We start from the raw sequence: 15,307 nt of genomic DNA on the forward strand, positions 1-15,307 counted from the left end.
GCTCGACACCGTCGGCAACTCCAACATCGTTGAGGTGCGCGTCCAGCTCAACGACAAGGTGCTGCGCGTCTTCGTCCGCCGCAGCCAGGCCTATGCGTCCAACACCCACATCTTCCTGTTGTGGATGGTGGGCACATCGCTGGTGCTCTTGACGATCGCCATTCCTTTCCTGCGCAACCAGATACGCCCGATCCTGCAGCTCACCGAGGCTGCCGAAAGCTTTGGCAAGGGCCGGCCGATGCCACCCAATTTCCGGCCGCGCGGTGCCGAGGAAGTGCGGCGCGCCGGCTTTGCCTTCATCCAGATGCGAGAGCGCATCGAACGCCAGATCGACCAGCGCACGGCGATGCTGACCGGCGTCAGCCACGATCTGCGCACCATCCTGACGCGCTTCAAGCTGCAGCTCGCTCTGTCGGGGAGCAAGATCGACCGCGAGGCGCTGAGCCAGGATGTCGACGACATGCAGTCTATGCTCGAAGCCTATCTCGCCTTCGCCCGCGGCGAAGCATCGGAGGACCCCGGCCGCTTCGATCTCTCCAGCTATCTCGACAAGCTTGGCGAGGAAGCCCGACTGCGCAAGCGCAAGCTCAAGGTGACGCTTGTCGGCGAACCCGAAGTGCACGTCCGCCCCAACGCCTTCACCCGACTGTTGCAGAACGTCGTTGGCAACGCCTTCCGCTATGCCAAGGAAGTCGAGGTCAAGGCCATCCACGATCGCGGCATGCTGGTCGTCATGGTCGACGACAATGGCCCCGGCATTCCCGAGGAAAAGCGCGAAGAAGTGTTCAAGCCGTTCTACCGGCTCGACGAGGCGCGCAATCTCGATTCGACCGGGACCGGTCTAGGACTGGCGATTGCCCGCGATATCGCGCGCAGCCATGGCGGCGACATCAAGCTCAGCGACAGCCCGCTCGGCGGCCTGCGCGCTATGATCCGCGTGCCGGCATAAAACCTAGGCGCGGTGGTCTAGCCGCGCCACCAGCCGGTCGCCGATCCACTGGATGCCACAGACAAGCACGATCAACACGACCACCACCGCGACCATCACCGCCGTTTCGAAACGCTGGTAGCCGTAGCGGATGGCTAGGTCGCCGAGTCCGCCCGCACCGATGGCACCCGCCATGGCGGAGGCACCGACCAGGGTCACCAGCGTGACTGTGAAGCCCGCAACGATGCCGGGCAACGCTTCGGGCACCAGCACCTCGCGGATGATGGCCCAGCGGCCGCCGCCCATGGCCCGCACGGCCTCGATCAGGCCACGGTCGACCTCGCGCAGCGACACTTCGGCGATGYGCGCATAATAGGGCGTGGCGGCAATCGAAAGAGGCACGATCGCCGCCCAGGTGCCGATCGAAGTGCCGACGATCAGCCGCGTCAGCGGGATGAGCGCGACGAGCAGGATGATGAAGGGCACCGAGCGGAAGCCATTAACCACAGCGCCAAGGATCCGGTTGACCCAAGGCTGCTCGGCAATGCCGCCCCGGTCGGTGGCGACAAGCGCCAGTCCCAGCGGCAGGCCAAACAGCAGCGAGATCAGCCCCGATGCCGCCGTCATCAGCACCGTCTCCCACAGCGAGCGCAGCAGCAGATCAAACATCGTCTGAGACATAGCCAAGCACCTCCACCCGCGCACCCCGGGCATTCAAGATTTCGACGGCAGTCGCAGTGACGCCGGTTGCAGTGATAACGCCGACAAACAGCGTGCCCACCGGCTCGCCCTGAATATGATCGATGCCGCCATGGATCAGGCGGAACAGGCCAGGGATCAACGTCGCCAGTTCCGCCAACAGCGGACGGCGTGCCGCTTCACCAGAAATGTCGACCCGCAAGATCGCCTCACTACCGCTGGAGCGGAGTTGGGCCGCCAACGCCTCGGGGAGTTGCGGGCGGATGCCGCCCAACAGGCTGCGCGTCACCTCGGACTTCGGGTCGGCGAAGACCGACCACACTGGCCCCTGCTCGACAATGCGGCCTGCATCGATCACCGCCACGCGGTCGGCAATGCTGCGGATCACCTCCATCTCATGCGTGATGAGCATGATGGTCAGCCCGAGCTTATGGTTGATGTCCTTGAGCAGCGACAGGATCGAGCGCGTCGTCTCGGGGTCGAGCGCCGATGTTGCCTCGTCCGAAAGCAGCACCGCCGGGCGCGCGGCGAGCGCACGCGCAATACCGACGCGTTGCTTTTGCCCGCCTGACAGTGACGCCGGATAGGCACTTGCCTTGTCGGAGAGGCCGACGAGTTCGAGCAGCTCGGCGGCGCGCTTGAAACGCTCAGCTCTGGGTCGGCCCTCGATCTTGAGCGGCAGCGCGACGTTTTCCTCGACAGTCTTCGCCGACAGCAGGTTGAAGTGCTGGAAGATCATGCCGATGCGCCGCCTCAGCGGCTGCAACTCGCGTTCGCTCAAGCCTGATATCTCGCGGCCTTCGATGAACACCTGCCCGGCGTCGGGCCGCTCCAGCCCGTTCAGGCAGCGGATCAGCGTCGACTTGCCGGCGCCGCTGCGCCCGATGATGCCAAGGATCTCGCCCTTGCGCACGGACAGCGACACGCCGTCCACCGCCGCCGTTTCGCCGAAGCGGCGCTCGAGGTCGACAAGACGGATGACGTCGTCGGCTGGCGCATCGTGGGCAAGCGGCAGCGCCCCCTCGATGGTCGCAAAATGCTGGGTCATGAAAATCCCCTGACAATGTGGAAAAGCGGCCCGCCAAAAAAGCGAGCCGCCTGTGCTAAAGCCCTTTGGGCGATCAATAGGCGCTGACGCCGGTGCCCTTGTAGACGCGGTCGAACTCGGCCTTGACGGTCTCGTTCTGGTAGGCGGCGACCAGTTTCTTGACCCAGCCTTCGTTCTCGTTGCCGGTCTTGACCGCGATGAAGTTGCGGTAGGGATTGTCGGCCACAGGTTCCTGCGAGATGCGGTTTTCAGCGCTCAGCCCACTCTTCAGTGCCCAATCGGTGTTGACCACGGCCGCATCGAGGTCCTCGACCGAACGGCCGACGATGCCGGCATCGAGTTCCTTGATCTCGAACTTCTTGGGATTTTCCACGACATCGGCGACGGTCGCCAGGATGCCGGTGCCGTCCTTCAGCTTGATGACGCCGGTGTTGGCAAGCACGCGTAGCGCCCGGCCCTCGTTGGAGGGGTCATTGGGCACGCCGATCACTGCGGCTTCCGGCAGGTCTTCGAGCTTGGTGTGCTTCTTGGAATAGAGCCCGATGGGCCACAGACCGGTGTAGCCGACCGGGGTGATATGGTAGCCCTGGGTCTTGATCTGGTTGTCGAGATAAGGCTGGTGCTGGAAGGCGTTGGCGTCGATATCGCCACGCTCCAGCGCCTCGTTGGGCTGGGTGTAGTCGTTGAATACCACGGTCTCGACAGTCAGCCCCTGCTTGGCGGCCTCGGCCTTGACCACGCGCCAGACGTCCTCGTCCTCCCCGGAGATGATGCCGACCTTGATCGCGGTCTTGTCTTCCGCCAAGGCCTGATGCGRCAAGGTGAAGCCGATGACGGTGACGACGGACGCAAGCAGCGCCGCAAGTGCCGTGCGCCGGCTGGCCGGTCGCTGATGAAGGTGGGACTTGGTGATCTCGGTCATTTTGAACTCTCGCTGAGCGCCGTTGGGAGGATGGATCGCTCCGCTGGTTGCGAAGCTTGCCCATATCCTCGGCAAAGCGGGGTCGTTCAGCAAAGGACCGAATTCCTTGGCCCGCCCAAAGGCAGGAATATCGTCTCAAAGAAAATGCGCCTTCGAGCAGAACTGACCCGGCCTTCGCAGTTGCGAAGAGCGGCACCGTCATCGGYGCGTCATGCAAAGCTGGTCAAAAGCGGCCGCATCGAACGGGACCGCCGCTGATTCCTGGCTGGTGACTGCTGGCTGGGCGCGCGGGGCAACAGGGAAGACATTTCTTGCGTATCCTGATGGTCACCGACGCCTGGAAACCGCAGATCAACGGCGTGGTCCACACGCTCGAACGGCTTTCCGAAGCGCTGAAAGCGTTCGACGCCGAAGCCGATTTCCTGACGCCGAACATCTTCCGCACCTTGCCGATGCCGACTTACCCCGACATCCGGCTGGCGCTGACCACGCCGGGCCAAGTCGCGCGCATCATCGAGGAGCGACGACCCGACCACATACACCTGGTGACCGAAGGGCCACTCGGCATGATGGCGCGGCGCTACTGTTTGGCCCGCAAGCGCCCATTCACCACCAGCTACCACACCCGCTTTCCCGAATATGTCAGCGCCCGCCTGCCGCTGCCCGAGAGCTGGAGCTATGGGCTGCTGCGCAAGTTCCACAATTCCGGTCAGGGCTGCATGGTCGCGACCCAGTCGCTCGCCGACGATCTCGCCTCGCGCGGCTTCGAAAAGCTGCGCCCCTGGACGCGCGGCGTCGACATCAACCACTTCCATCCGGGCAAGAGGACAGTGATCGATCTTCCCCGCCCGATTTTCTTGTGCGTTGGGCGCATAGCGGTGGAGAAGAACCTGCCCGCCTTCCTCGACCTCGACCTGCCTGGCACCAAGGTGCTGGTCGGCGACGGGCCGCAACTGGAAAGGTTGAAGGCGAAATACCCGCAAGCGCATTTCCTCGGCCGCCGGCCAAGCGACGAACTCGCCGAGATCTACGCCTCCGCCGACGTCTTCGTCTTCCCGAGCCGCACCGACACCTTTGGCAATGTCATCATCGAGGCGCTGGCCAGCGGCACGCCGGTCGCCGCCTATCCGGTGACCGGGCCAATCGACATCATCGGCGATGGTGTAGGCGGAGTGGTTGCGGAGGATTTGCGCGAGGCGGCGCACGCCGCGCTCAAGATCGACCGCGCGGAAGCCCGCGAGCGCGCGATGCGCTACACTTGGAGCGCCTGTGCAGAAATGTTCCTGGACAATGTGAAGGCGGCCTACACCGCCTAAAACAGGCGGCCGCCGTCCGGCACCTTGCGCTCAACAGCGCCGAGAACGACGTCGCCGTCTGCGTCGGGAAAACCGAGCGTCAGCACTTCCGACATGAACTTGCCGATCTGGCGCGGCGGGAAGTTGACGACGGCAAACACTTGCCGCCCGACAAGTGTTTCGGGCGTATAATATTTGGTGATCTGCGCCGACGATTTCTTGACGCCGATCTCGGCGCCGAAATCGATCTTCAGCTTGAACGCCGGCTTGCGCGCCTCGGGATACGGCTCGACCTCGACGATCGTGCCGGTGCGGATATCGACCTTGTCGAAATCCGCGAAAGTGATCTCGGGCTTGCGCTCGTTGTGCGAACTCATAGGCAGTCTCAGGCGTTACCGTGCGTTTCAAACAGCACGCTCGCCAGCGCATCCTTGGCCGAAGTGCCCGACCAGACGACGAACTGGAACGCCTGGAAATAGCACTCGCAGGCTTCGAGCGCCGAAGACAGCAGGACTTCGACCTGCTGGCTGGTCGGTTCGACGCCACCGGCAAGCAGCAGCGACTGGCGGAACATGATCGCGCCTTCAGTCTCCCAGAGATCGAAATGACCAAACAGCATCTGCTCATTGATCAGCGACAAAAGCCTGAGGATTTCAAGCGTGCGGCTTTCCGGCACTTTCACGTCGAAAGCACAGGCCAGATGTAGGGCCTCAAAATCCTCCATCCAGGAGAACGAGACCTGGTATTCGGTCCAGTTGCCGACAACTGAAATCGAGATTTCGTCATCGCCGGCACGCTCGAATGACCAGTCGTTGTTGTGAGCCACCTGCTCGATAACATCCACCGGGTGGATTTCGCGCGAGAACTCGAGTTCGAGAAGTTCCATAAATGCTTCCTGTCGTTCCGGGAGCGCCATCGCGCTCCGCGCAAAGGGCACACACGACGAACAAACTTATTCTTGAACTCGGACGACCAGCGCTGCCAGACTCAATACCCCCAGCCGGACCGCTCCATCCGGGTGCATGACCCAGTTACGAATCATGCAACAAATTCAGTGTATTGATCGGGAGTATCGTGAACAGCCCAATTTTTCGCACCACCCCATTAGGATGTGGAAACAGGCTACGGCGATGATTCATCAAGCGCCGGTAAGCGATTCACGACAAAGCACTTTTTCGGATTGTGCTTTGTGGAAAAGTTAACGATTTATTTCTTTGTACGAGGCTTCGGCGACGCCGCCGGTGAGGCCTTGTCGTCGCTTTCACTGCTGCGGCCGGCGAGCTGGGCCTCAAGTGCCTCGATGCGGGCGGTCAAAGCCTTGTTCTCGGCACGTGCTTTGATCGCCATGTCGCGGACGGCCTCGAACTCTTCGCGCTGCACCAGTTCGAGCGAATTCATCGCCCGTTCGGCCTGCGAGCGGAACGCGGTTTCAACCTCGCGCTTGACGCCCTGCGCAGCGCCTGCGGCATCGGTCATCAGCTTGGCGAACTCATCCAGAATGCGGTTCGGTCCGGTCGTCATGGCAAACCCTCGCGTTGTCCATTCGACGTAGTAGGGCAAGGCCTGGAATGCAAGGGTCTCGGCACTTCGTCACTGCGCCAAAAGGCGCGGCAAAAATGCCATTTCTCATGCAATGACATCTCGGTTACCTCAGGCTTGCCTGCCTTGACCCTGCCAAAAGCCTGCCGCATGGTCCGCCGCATTGCCGGCCTTGGAGACTGATTTGAGCGCGTACCTTGCCCTGCCTTTGGCAGCCCTGCCCTTTCCCAACATCGACCCGGTCATCGTCCAGTTCGGGCCGCTGGCCATCCACTGGTACGGGCTGGGTTATGTCGTCGGCATTCTTTTTGCCTGGTGGTACGGCAAGCGGCTGGTGACCAATACCCGCCTGTGGCCGAACGRCATCTTGCCGATGAAGCCCGAAGCCCTCGACGATTTCCTTGTCTGGGCGGCGGCCGGCGTGGTGCTTGGCGGCCGCATCGGCTACATCCTGTTTTACGACCTCGCCCGCTACATCTCAAATCCGCTCGACATCTTCGCGGTCTGGCAAGGCGGCATGTCGTTTCATGGCGGATTGCTCGGCGTGACGATCGCCATGTTCCTGTTCGCCCGCAAGCACGGCATCCTCGTCTGGTCGCTGATCGACGTCGTTGCCGCCGGCGTGCCGGTTGGCTTGGGCCTCGTTCGTGTCGCCAACTTCATCAATTCCGAGCTCTGGGGCCGGGTCACAAATGTGCCATGGGCGATCGAGTTCCCTACCGGCGGGCCATTCCTGCGCCATCCGAGCCAGCTTTATGAGGCGCTGCTCGAAGGCCTGGTGCTGTTCCTCGTTCTGCGCTTCCTCACCCACTCGCGCCTGAAGCTCAAGACGCCGCGCTTCATCGCCGGTGCCTTCGTTTGCGGCTACGGCCTGTCCCGCATCTTCGTCGAGTTCTTCCGCGAGCCCGATCAACAGATCGGCTATCTCCTCGGCGGCTGGCTGACCATGGGCATGGTGCTTTCGGTGCCGATGGTGCTGATCGGAGTATGGGCGATGCTGTCGGCCAAGCCGGTGACCCAAGCCGTAAGGCCGGCATGACCGCGCTCAAAAAGCGCATGACCAGCCTGATCGCCGCGTCGGGGCCGATAGGCRTCGCCGACTACATGGCGCTGTGCCTGTTTGACCCGACCGACGGCTACTACACGACACGCGAACCATTCGGGGCGGCTGGCGACTTCACCACCGCGCCCGAAATCAGCCAGATGTTCGGCGAGCTCGTCGCCGTCTGGCTCTACGCGGCATGGCAGACATCAGGCCGGCCGGCAAACGCGACGCTGGCCGAGATCGGCCCTGGGCGCGGCACGTTGATGAAGGACATGCTGCGGGTGTTGCAAAAGCTCGATGCGGCTTTTGTCGCGAATGTTGCGTTGATCGAAACCAGCCCCCGCCTGCGCGAAATCCAGAAGCAGACCCTCGCCGCCAGCGGCGCAGAGATAGCCTGGCACGAGACGGTATCCTCCCTGCCCGACGCGCCACTGTTCATCGTCGGCAATGAGTTGTTCGACGCCATCCCGACCCGCCAGTTCGTCAAGATCGGTGCGKAATGGCGCGAGCGCGCCATCGGCATCGACGAGACGGGCGAGCTGGTTTTCGTGACTGGCCCAGCAACCATCGAGGCGGCACTCCTGCCCGCCGAGGCAGCAGACGCGCCTGGAGGCTCGATCTACGAATTCGCCCCTGCCCGGACAGCGACCATGGAAGCCATTGCCGAGCGCATCGCTGCTTCGGGTGGCGCCGGGCTGTTCTTCGACTACGGCCATCTCAGCCCAGGCATTGGCGACACACTGCAGGCGCTGCGCGAGCATCGATACGAAGACGTGCTGGCAACACCCGGCGAAGCGGACCTCACCTCGCATGTCGACTTTTCCGCCCTTGGCAGAGCTGCAAAAGCCCATGGCCTCGACGCACAGCTTGGGACACAGGCCGAATTCCTGCTTGCCCTCGGCCTGCTCGAACGCGCTGGCAAGCTTGGCGCCAATGCGGACGACGCGACGCGTGAAAAAATCCAGTCCGAGGTCGAGCGCCTCGCTGACCCCGACGCGATGGGCACCTTGTTCAAGGTGATCGCGGTCGCACCCGCTGGCACAAAACTTCCCTTCCCGCCCGTCAGTTGACAGCGAGCTTGCCGCTGCCCCACTGTCCGCGCTCGCAACAGCAAAACGGGTCGGCKAAGTGGGGCTTGGCCTTGACGAAATCGCACCTGGAGAAGACAAGGCGGCAATGCTGAACGACTCGAAACCGGATCCAATCCGGTCCAACTTGCTCGCCAGCGCGGAGGCCAATGGCATCCGCCACGGTTATTTCACCCGCATCGGCGGGGTCTCCGAAGGCATCTACGAAGGCTTGAACATTGGCGTCGGCTCAGACGACGATCAGGCGCGGGTCATCGAGAATCGCCGCCGCGTCGCCGCCTGGATGGGCGTACCGGCAGACCATTTGCTCAGCCTCTACCAGGTCCATTCACCCGACGTGATCGTGGCCACCGGGCCATTTTCAGGTGCTCGCCCCAAGGCTGACGCCATCGTCACCGACCGGCCAGGCATCGCCCTTGGCGCCTCCTCGGCCGATTGCGGTCCGGTGCTTTTCACTGACCCTGAAGCGCACATCATCGGTGCGGCCCATGCCGGCTGGAAGGGTGCTTTCACAGGCGTGCTCGAAAATACTGTCACCGCCATGGAAAAACTTGGTGCCAGGCGCGAGCGCATCCTTGCCGTGCTCGGCCCTTCGATCAGCGCCGCCAATTACGAGGTCGGCCCGGAATTCGTCGCCCGCTTCGTCGAAGCGGATGCCGGCAATACGCGCTACTTCGCGCCCTCGGCCAATGCGGGCCATTCGATGTTCGACCTCAACCTCTACACCGTCGACCGGCTGCGCAGCGCCGGCGTCACCGCATCGGCCTTGAACCGCTGCACCTACGCGGAAGAAAAGCTTTTTTATTCCTACCGGCGCACCACGCACCGGAAGGAAGCAGATTACGGACGGCAGATTTCGGCAATAGCACTGGAGGACTGAAAGCATGGCGCTGCATTTCGAACGAACCGAATTCGACGCCCGCCGCGACCGGCTGATGATCGAGATGGCCGAAAAGAAGCTCGACGCCGTCCTGCTGTTCGCGCAGGAGAGCATGTACTGGCTGACCGGCTACGACACGTTCGGCTTCTGCTTCTTCCAGTCCCTGGTGGTCAAGGCCGACGGCTCGATGACGCTTTTGACGCGTTCGGCCGATTTGCGCCAGGCGCGCCACACTTCGATCATCGAAAACATCGTCTTGTGGACCGACCGCGACAACGCCAACCCGACGCTCGACCTGCGCAACCTGCTCAACGACCTTGGCCTGCTCGGCACCCGCGTCGGCGTCGAGTACGACACTCATGGGCTGACCGCCTTCAACGGTCGCCGCCTTGACGAACAGCTCCAGACCTTCGGCCAGATCGTCGACGCCTCGGGCATCGTCGGTCGCCTACGCCTGTTCAAGAGCCCGGCCGAGATCGAAAAGGCCGAAAAGGCCGCCGGTCTTGCCGACGACGCGCTCGATGCGGCGCTGCCGCTGATCAAGCAGGGTGGTGACGAAGCCAAGATCCTGGCAGCCATGCAAGGCGCGATCTTTGCCGGCGGCGGCGACTATCCCGCCAACGAATTCATCATCGGCTCGGGCATCGACGCTTTGCTCTGCCGCTACAAGGCCGGCCGCCGCAAGCTCAACAAGAACGACCAGCTGACGCTCGAATGGGCCGGTGTGTTCCATCACTACCATGCCCCGATGATGCGGACAGCGCTGACCGGCAAGGTGTCCAAGCGCCATCAGGAACTTTACGATGCTTCGCTTGCCGCACTGGTCGCGGTCGAAAAGGCGATGACGCCGAGCAACACATTCGGCGACGTGTTCGATGCGCACGCCAAAGCGCTGGAAGTGCATGGGCTGACCAAGCACAGGCTCAACGCTTGCGGTTACTCGGTCGGTGCGCGCTTTGCCCCGTCCTGGATGGATATGCCGATGTTCTACCAAGGCAATACCGAGCCGATCGCACCAAATATGACTTTGTTCGCTCACATGATCATCATGGATTCGGAAACCGAAACCGCAATGACGCTCGGCCGAACCTATCTGACCACCGAATCCGCGCCCAAGCCGCTTTCCCGCCATGATCTCGACTTGATCGTACGGTGATTGCGATGAACGCTGAGGGGCGTTTGTCATGGAGTTCGGTCAGATGAAACGTTGGTTTGTGGGCGCGGCAGGCCTGTCCGTGCTCGCCCTTTCTGCCTGCAACAGCTCCAAGGACGTGCTCGAGCCCTCGGCCATCGCACCGACGGAGCAGTCGAACGCACTTGCCAAGATCGAGGRCACCGATGTCGCGGCGCCGCCAGTGACGGGTGCTGCCACTGTTGCCGCCACGGCTGTTCCGGCGCAGACGGCAGCCGTCGCCACCAAGACACGCGTGCAATTCGCCCCCATCGTCGGCACCCCGGTCGAGGCGGCGACGCCACTGACCCAGCAGCTCGGCATTCGGGCACGTGCACGCGGCATCGCGCTTGCCGGCAGCACCGACACGACGCCGCCCGGCATCATCATGCGCGGCTATTTCTCGGCGATGACCGAAGGCAAGGACACGACAGTCGTTTACGTCTGGGACGTCTACGATCCGGCCGGCACAAGGCTTCACCGCATCAACGGCCAAAAGACGGCGGCATCGAGCGGCAGCGGCGACGGGTGGCCCACGGTGGCACCCGCGACCATGCAGTCGATAGCCGACAGCACCATCGATCAGCTGGCCGACTGGCTGGCGGCGAAACCGGGTTAGGCCGCGACATTCCGCGCCACGATGTCGCTTTTTTGGGATTCAGCAGCGAGTCCGCTTGCAATACGGCTCAAGGCCGCTAAAAGCCCGCTCATATTCATTTCCAGGATCGGCGTATGAAACTCTTCGCGGGCAATTCCAACCGGRTGCTAGCAGAAGCTGTCGCTCGCTATCTCAACATTCCGCTGGGCAAGGCAAGCGTCAGGCGCTTCGCTGACCAGGAGATCTTTGTCGAGATCCAAGAGAACGTGCGCGGCGAGGATGTCTTCATCCTCCAGTCGACCGCATTCCCGACCAACGATCACCTGATGGAACTTCTCATCATGATCGACGCCTTCATGCGTTCGTCGGCACGACGCATCACGGCGGTCATTCCTTATTTCGGCTACGCCCGGCAGGATCGCCGCGCTTCGGGCCGCACGCCGATCTCCGCCAAGCTCGTCGCCAACATGATCGCGCGTGCCGGCGCCAATCGCGTGCTCACGCTCGACCTGCACGCCGGCCAGATCCAGGGCTTCTTCGATATCCCGACGGACAATCTCTTCTCGATCCCGGTCATGGCCCGCGACGTCAAGGCCAAGTACAAGCAGCTCAACAACGTCATGGTGGTTTCGCCCGACGTCGGTGGCGTGGTGCGTGCCCGTGCGCTCGCCAAGCGCATCGACGCCCAGCTCGCCATCGTCGACAAGCGCCGCGAACGCCCAGGTGAATCCGAGGTGATGAACGTCATCGGCGAAGTGCATGGCAAGGACTGCCTGCTCATCGACGACATCGTCGATTCCGGCGGCACACTATGCAACGCGGCCGACGCGCTGCTCGCCAAGGGCGCCACCAGCGTCACCGCCTACATCACCCATGGCGTGCTTTCGGGCGGTGCGGCTGCCCGCATCAGCGGCTCGCAGCTGCAGGAACTGGTCATCACCGACTCGATCCAGCCGACCCAGGCGGTGATGGACGCCCACAACATCCGGGTCGTTTCGATCGGCGACCTGATCGGCGAAGCGATCTCGCGCACGGCGACCGAAGAGTCGGTATCGAGCCTGTTCGACTGACGTTACAGCGCTAATTGCCAGGCCATCCCGGCAATCGCCGAGATGGCGAGCACGACGATCATGTTGGCGTGGTAGCGGATCAGCGACACGCCTGCCGCAACCGCGATGATTGCCGCGGCCGCATCGAAGCTCCTGAAATCCAGCACCGGTAGCGCGAACGGCCCGAAATMCATCTCGCCGACATTGCCAAACAGCACATGCAGCGCAAACCACACCGCAAGGTTGGCGATGATGCCGACAACGGCTGCGGTGACCGCAGACAGCGCGCTTGCCAGCCAGCGCACATTGCGTACCGTCTCGACATAGGGCGCACCGACGAAAATCCACAAAAAGCACGGGACGAAGGTGAACCACAGCGTCACCACCGCCCCTGCGCCACCGCCTGCAAGAGGGGCAAGGCCGGAAAGCCTGGCTCCGCCAAGGAAACCGACGAAGACCAAAACCAGGATCAGCGGACCCGGTGTCGTTTCGGCGAGGCCTAGGCCGGTGAGCATCTCATCCGGCTTCAGCCAGCCATGCACCTCGACTGCCTGCTGGGCGACATAGGCAAGCACCGCATAGGCGCCACCGAAGGTCACCGCCGCCATCTTGGAAAAGAACGTGGCTTCGGTGGTGAAGACGTGACCGGGCCCAAGCAGCTGCCACAACACGATCAGCGGCACGAACCAGATCGCCAGCCAGACAGCGAGCGTGGAGAAGAACCGCCGGGCGCTCGGTCGTGTCCATTCCGGCATGGCATAGGCGATTTCCGGCTCGGCGTCGGCCGACGTCTTGCTGGAGTTGCCGCCGAGCAAATGCGTCACCGCCCCGATGAGCGCCGCCACCGCAATGATCAGCGGGAACGGCAGCTTGAGAAAAGCGATGGCAATGAAGGCCGCGATCGCCAGCGTCACCATCAAACTGCTCTTCAGCGCCCGCCTCGACACCTTGATCAGCGCTTCGAGCACGACGGCCAGCACCGACGCCTTGAGGCCGAACAGCAATCCCTGCACAAGCGTAACATGGCCAACGGTCAAATAAATCGCCGACAGCGCGGTGATGACGAGAGCACCCGGCAACACGAACAGCAGCCCGGCGACAAGCCCTCCCCTGACGCCGTGCAGCAACCAGCCGGCATAGGTCGCAAGTTGCATCGCCTCCGGTCCCGGCAACAGCATGCAGTAGTTGAGGGCATGCAGGAAGCGTGGCTCGTCGAGCCAGCGCTTCTCGCCGACGAGGATGCGGTGCATCAACGCGATCTGCCCAGCCGGCCCGCCGAAAGACAACAGGCCGATCTTGGCGAAGACGCGCACGGCTTCGGCAAAGGACGGGCGAGCCGCCCCGCTTGAAGTCATGTCCATGTCAGATCGCCTTTGCCGGCCAATTGTGGGTTTCCGCCGTCGCATAGCGGCACCAGCCGTAGAGCGCATCGTAAATCGTCATGCCCTTTTCCAGTTGAGCGAGATCGTTGCTCTCGATCGCCGAAAGGCCCAACGATATGGCGAGCAGCCCCGCAGCCTCCGGCTCCAGATCCATCCGCGCGGTGTCGGCGCCGCGCACGATCCTGGCAAGATGAAGCAGTGCGGGATCGGTCAGGCCGAACTCCGATATCAGCGTGTCGAATGTGCATTCGTCGCCGCGATGCGAATAATGCACGTCCTTGATGTCGTAGGGTATGGCCCCGGTCTCGTCGGCGACATCCTTGACCCACTCGGCTGTGACGAAATGAAAGATCGCCAGCGGGTCGATGAAGCGCCGGATCAGCCATGGGCAGGCGATGCGGTCGATCTTCGGCCGTGACCGCGTCACCCAAACGCTCGGCTGCGGCAATCCGGGTACGATACCCCGCGCCTCGCGGGCAACAAGCAATCCCCCCGCCGCAATCCACGCATCCATGCCGCCTTCGAGCATCGAAACATTGGCGCCTGCAGCCGTCAGACGCGCGACTGCGATCTCGCTGACATTGTGGCCGTGGGCACAATAGACAACCAGTTCGCGCCCAGCTGGCAGTTGCGGCAGCCATTCGTCCGACTTCATGTGGTCGCGCCACAGAGCGCCGGCGATGCGTGTCGGCGATGTGGCAAAGGCGTCTGCCCTGCGCACGTCGATGATCAGCGGGCAGCTATCGGTGCCGATGAGCGGGATCAATTGTTGGGGCGAAATCATACGAGGCATGGTTTTTCCTCCGCATAGCTAGCGAAGGCGGAACTTGGGCTCGCGCCTCACGGGGAGTCCACCATGCCCCCGGTTTGTGAATTCTAGTTGAAAGCAGACCCGTCTTCAACGGCTAAGGGCCGGCGCACGCATTCCCCAATCAGCGCAGCACGCCGTCCAGCACGGGCAGCCCGATGATCGCCGCCGTCGCGATCAAGCCGTAGCAGATGCGGCGGAACGTGGTCTCGTTGGCGCGGCTGAATAGGCGCGAGCCGATGAAAAGTCCCGCAGCGAAGGTCGGTCCGATCGTCAGTGAAAGGCCCACTGTCTCCCAGGTCAGCAGCCCAGCGACCAAATAGCTTACGATCGACAGCACGCTCGATATGGCAAAGTAGAGCACGATGTTGGCACGCACCGTCTGCGGCAGGAAGGCGCCGCCGAGCCAGTAGGCGACGACAGGCGGTCCGCCGACCTGGGCGGCGCCCGAAAACAGCCCCGAGGTCGCGCCGACGGCAGCGGTCAGGCTGGCGTGAGGGCGGCCGTGATAGCGCCAGCCCGACATCAACAAGGCGAGCAGCGCAACCACGATGACGACGATGCCCCAGCGGATCACCACGCCGTCGACATGGCTGAGCATATAGGTGCCGGCTGGCACGCCGATGACCGCTCCGAGCGCCATGACGCCGACATTGGCGCGGTCGGCGTTTCGCCACGCATTCGGGATGAGCCCCGGGGTCAGCACGAGGTCGACGATCAAGAGCAGCGGCACCGCAAGCTTGGCTCCGACCAGCGAGCTTGCCACCGGCACGAAAATCAGCGCGCCGCCGAAACCGGAGAAGCCGCGGGCGCAGCCTGCGACGAACGCAGCCACGACAAGCACAAGGATAGTGG

Annotated in this window: 17 protein-coding genes; 8 read left to right on the plus strand and 9 right to left on the minus strand. The window is 63.0% G+C overall.

Features of this window, described 5'->3' with window-relative positions; genetic code table 11:
* Window positions 1-949 (plus strand): ATP-binding protein (locus AC1DUU_RS08705; RefSeq protein WP_476783022.1); only part of this gene is annotated, 949 nt, incomplete at its 5' end.
* A 3-nt stretch (window positions 950-952) separates the two neighbouring features.
* Here AC1DUU_RS08705 and AC1DUU_RS08710 read toward each other — a convergent pair.
* From AC1DUU_RS08710 to AC1DUU_RS08720, 3 genes are all read right to left on the minus strand, one after another.
* A complete protein-coding gene (locus AC1DUU_RS08710; RefSeq protein ID WP_476783023.1) occupies window positions 953-1,609 on the minus strand; it encodes a methionine ABC transporter permease in 657 nt (218 codons plus the stop codon).
* Window positions 1,590-2,675 (minus strand): methionine ABC transporter ATP-binding protein, encoded by a 1,086-nt coding sequence (locus tag AC1DUU_RS08715; protein ID WP_476783024.1) that lies wholly within the window; start codon window positions 2,673-2,675, stop codon window positions 1,590-1,592. Before AC1DUU_RS08715 ends, AC1DUU_RS08710 begins: the two co-directional genes overlap by 20 nt.
* A 73-nt stretch (window positions 2,676-2,748) precedes the next feature.
* Window positions 2,749-3,597: a MetQ/NlpA family ABC transporter substrate-binding protein gene (locus tag AC1DUU_RS08720; protein WP_476783025.1), complete on the minus strand. Its 849-nt coding sequence runs from the start codon at window positions 3,595-3,597 to the stop codon at window positions 2,749-2,751.
* A gap of 311 nt (window positions 3,598-3,908) precedes the next feature.
* Between AC1DUU_RS08720 and AC1DUU_RS08725 the strand changes: the two genes are divergently transcribed.
* Window positions 3,909-4,913, plus strand: coding sequence for a glycosyltransferase family 4 protein (locus AC1DUU_RS08725; RefSeq protein WP_476783026.1), 1,005 nt, complete (start codon window positions 3,909-3,911; stop codon window positions 4,911-4,913).
* On the opposite strand, the gene AC1DUU_RS08730 is transcribed toward AC1DUU_RS08725, so the two are convergent.
* The 3 genes from AC1DUU_RS08730 to AC1DUU_RS08740 form a co-directional block, all read right to left on the minus strand.
* Window positions 4,910-5,269 carry a tRNA-binding protein gene (locus AC1DUU_RS08730; protein ID WP_476783027.1) on the minus strand — a complete coding sequence of 120 codons (360 nt, stop codon included), beginning with the start codon at window positions 5,267-5,269 and terminating at the stop codon, window positions 4,910-4,912. The genes AC1DUU_RS08725 and AC1DUU_RS08730 overlap by 4 nt on opposite strands.
* Window positions 5,270-5,277: 8 nt before the next feature.
* Window positions 5,278-5,778 carry a type III secretion system chaperone family protein gene (locus AC1DUU_RS08735; RefSeq protein ID WP_214389781.1) on the minus strand — a complete coding sequence of 167 codons (501 nt, stop codon included), beginning with the start codon at window positions 5,776-5,778 and terminating at the stop codon, window positions 5,278-5,280.
* A 320-nt stretch (window positions 5,779-6,098) separates the two neighbouring features.
* Window positions 6,099-6,413 carry an accessory factor UbiK family protein gene (locus tag AC1DUU_RS08740; protein ID WP_476783028.1) on the minus strand — a complete coding sequence of 105 codons (315 nt, stop codon included), beginning with the start codon at window positions 6,411-6,413 and terminating at the stop codon, window positions 6,099-6,101.
* A 202-nt stretch (window positions 6,414-6,615) separates the two neighbouring features.
* Here AC1DUU_RS08740 and lgt point away from each other — a divergent pair, with 202 nt between their 5' ends.
* The 6 genes from lgt (at window position 6,616) to AC1DUU_RS08770 (ending at window position 12,283) form a co-directional block, all read left to right on the plus strand.
* Complete coding sequence (gene lgt / locus AC1DUU_RS08745; protein ID WP_476783029.1) at window positions 6,616-7,470, plus strand: prolipoprotein diacylglyceryl transferase; 855 nt, start codon at window positions 6,616-6,618, stop codon at window positions 7,468-7,470.
* Window positions 7,467-8,546, plus strand: coding sequence for a class I SAM-dependent methyltransferase (locus tag AC1DUU_RS08750; protein WP_476783030.1), 1,080 nt, complete (start codon window positions 7,467-7,469; stop codon window positions 8,544-8,546). The genes lgt and AC1DUU_RS08750 overlap by 4 nt, the downstream gene beginning before the upstream one ends.
* A 106-nt stretch (window positions 8,547-8,652) precedes the next feature.
* Window positions 8,653-9,444: a peptidoglycan editing factor PgeF gene (gene pgeF / locus AC1DUU_RS08755; RefSeq protein WP_476783031.1), complete on the plus strand. Its 792-nt coding sequence runs from the start codon at window positions 8,653-8,655 to the stop codon at window positions 9,442-9,444.
* A gap of 4 nt (window positions 9,445-9,448) precedes the next feature.
* Window positions 9,449-10,600 (plus strand): M24 family metallopeptidase, encoded by a 1,152-nt coding sequence (locus tag AC1DUU_RS08760; protein WP_476783032.1) that lies wholly within the window; start codon window positions 9,449-9,451, stop codon window positions 10,598-10,600.
* Window positions 10,601-10,643: 43 nt separating this feature from the next.
* Window positions 10,644-11,234 carry a hypothetical protein gene (locus AC1DUU_RS08765; protein WP_476783033.1) on the plus strand — a complete coding sequence of 197 codons (591 nt, stop codon included), beginning with the start codon at window positions 10,644-10,646 and terminating at the stop codon, window positions 11,232-11,234.
* Between the two features lie 113 nt (window positions 11,235-11,347).
* Window positions 11,348-12,283, plus strand: a complete 936-nt coding sequence (locus AC1DUU_RS08770) for a ribose-phosphate pyrophosphokinase (RefSeq protein WP_476783034.1) — start codon at window positions 11,348-11,350, stop codon at window positions 12,281-12,283.
* 2 nt (window positions 12,284-12,285) lie between these two features.
* Here the strand turns inward: AC1DUU_RS08770 and chrA are convergent, their stop codons facing one another.
* The 3 genes from chrA to AC1DUU_RS08785 all read right to left on the minus strand — a co-directional run.
* Entirely contained in the window at window positions 12,286-13,623 is a 1,338-nt protein-coding gene (gene chrA / locus AC1DUU_RS08775; protein WP_476783035.1) for a chromate efflux transporter, read from the minus strand.
* Between the two features lies 1 nt (window position 13,624).
* Entirely contained in the window at window positions 13,625-14,428 is an 804-nt protein-coding gene (locus tag AC1DUU_RS08780; protein WP_476783037.1) for a chromate resistance protein ChrB domain-containing protein, read from the minus strand.
* 148 nt (window positions 14,429-14,576) lie between these two features.
* On the minus strand, window positions 14,577-15,307 hold a 731-nt coding region (locus AC1DUU_RS08785), incomplete at its 5' end, for a sulfite exporter TauE/SafE family protein (protein ID WP_476783036.1).

The organism is Aminobacter sp. P4_H6_2, assembly GCF_056400805.1.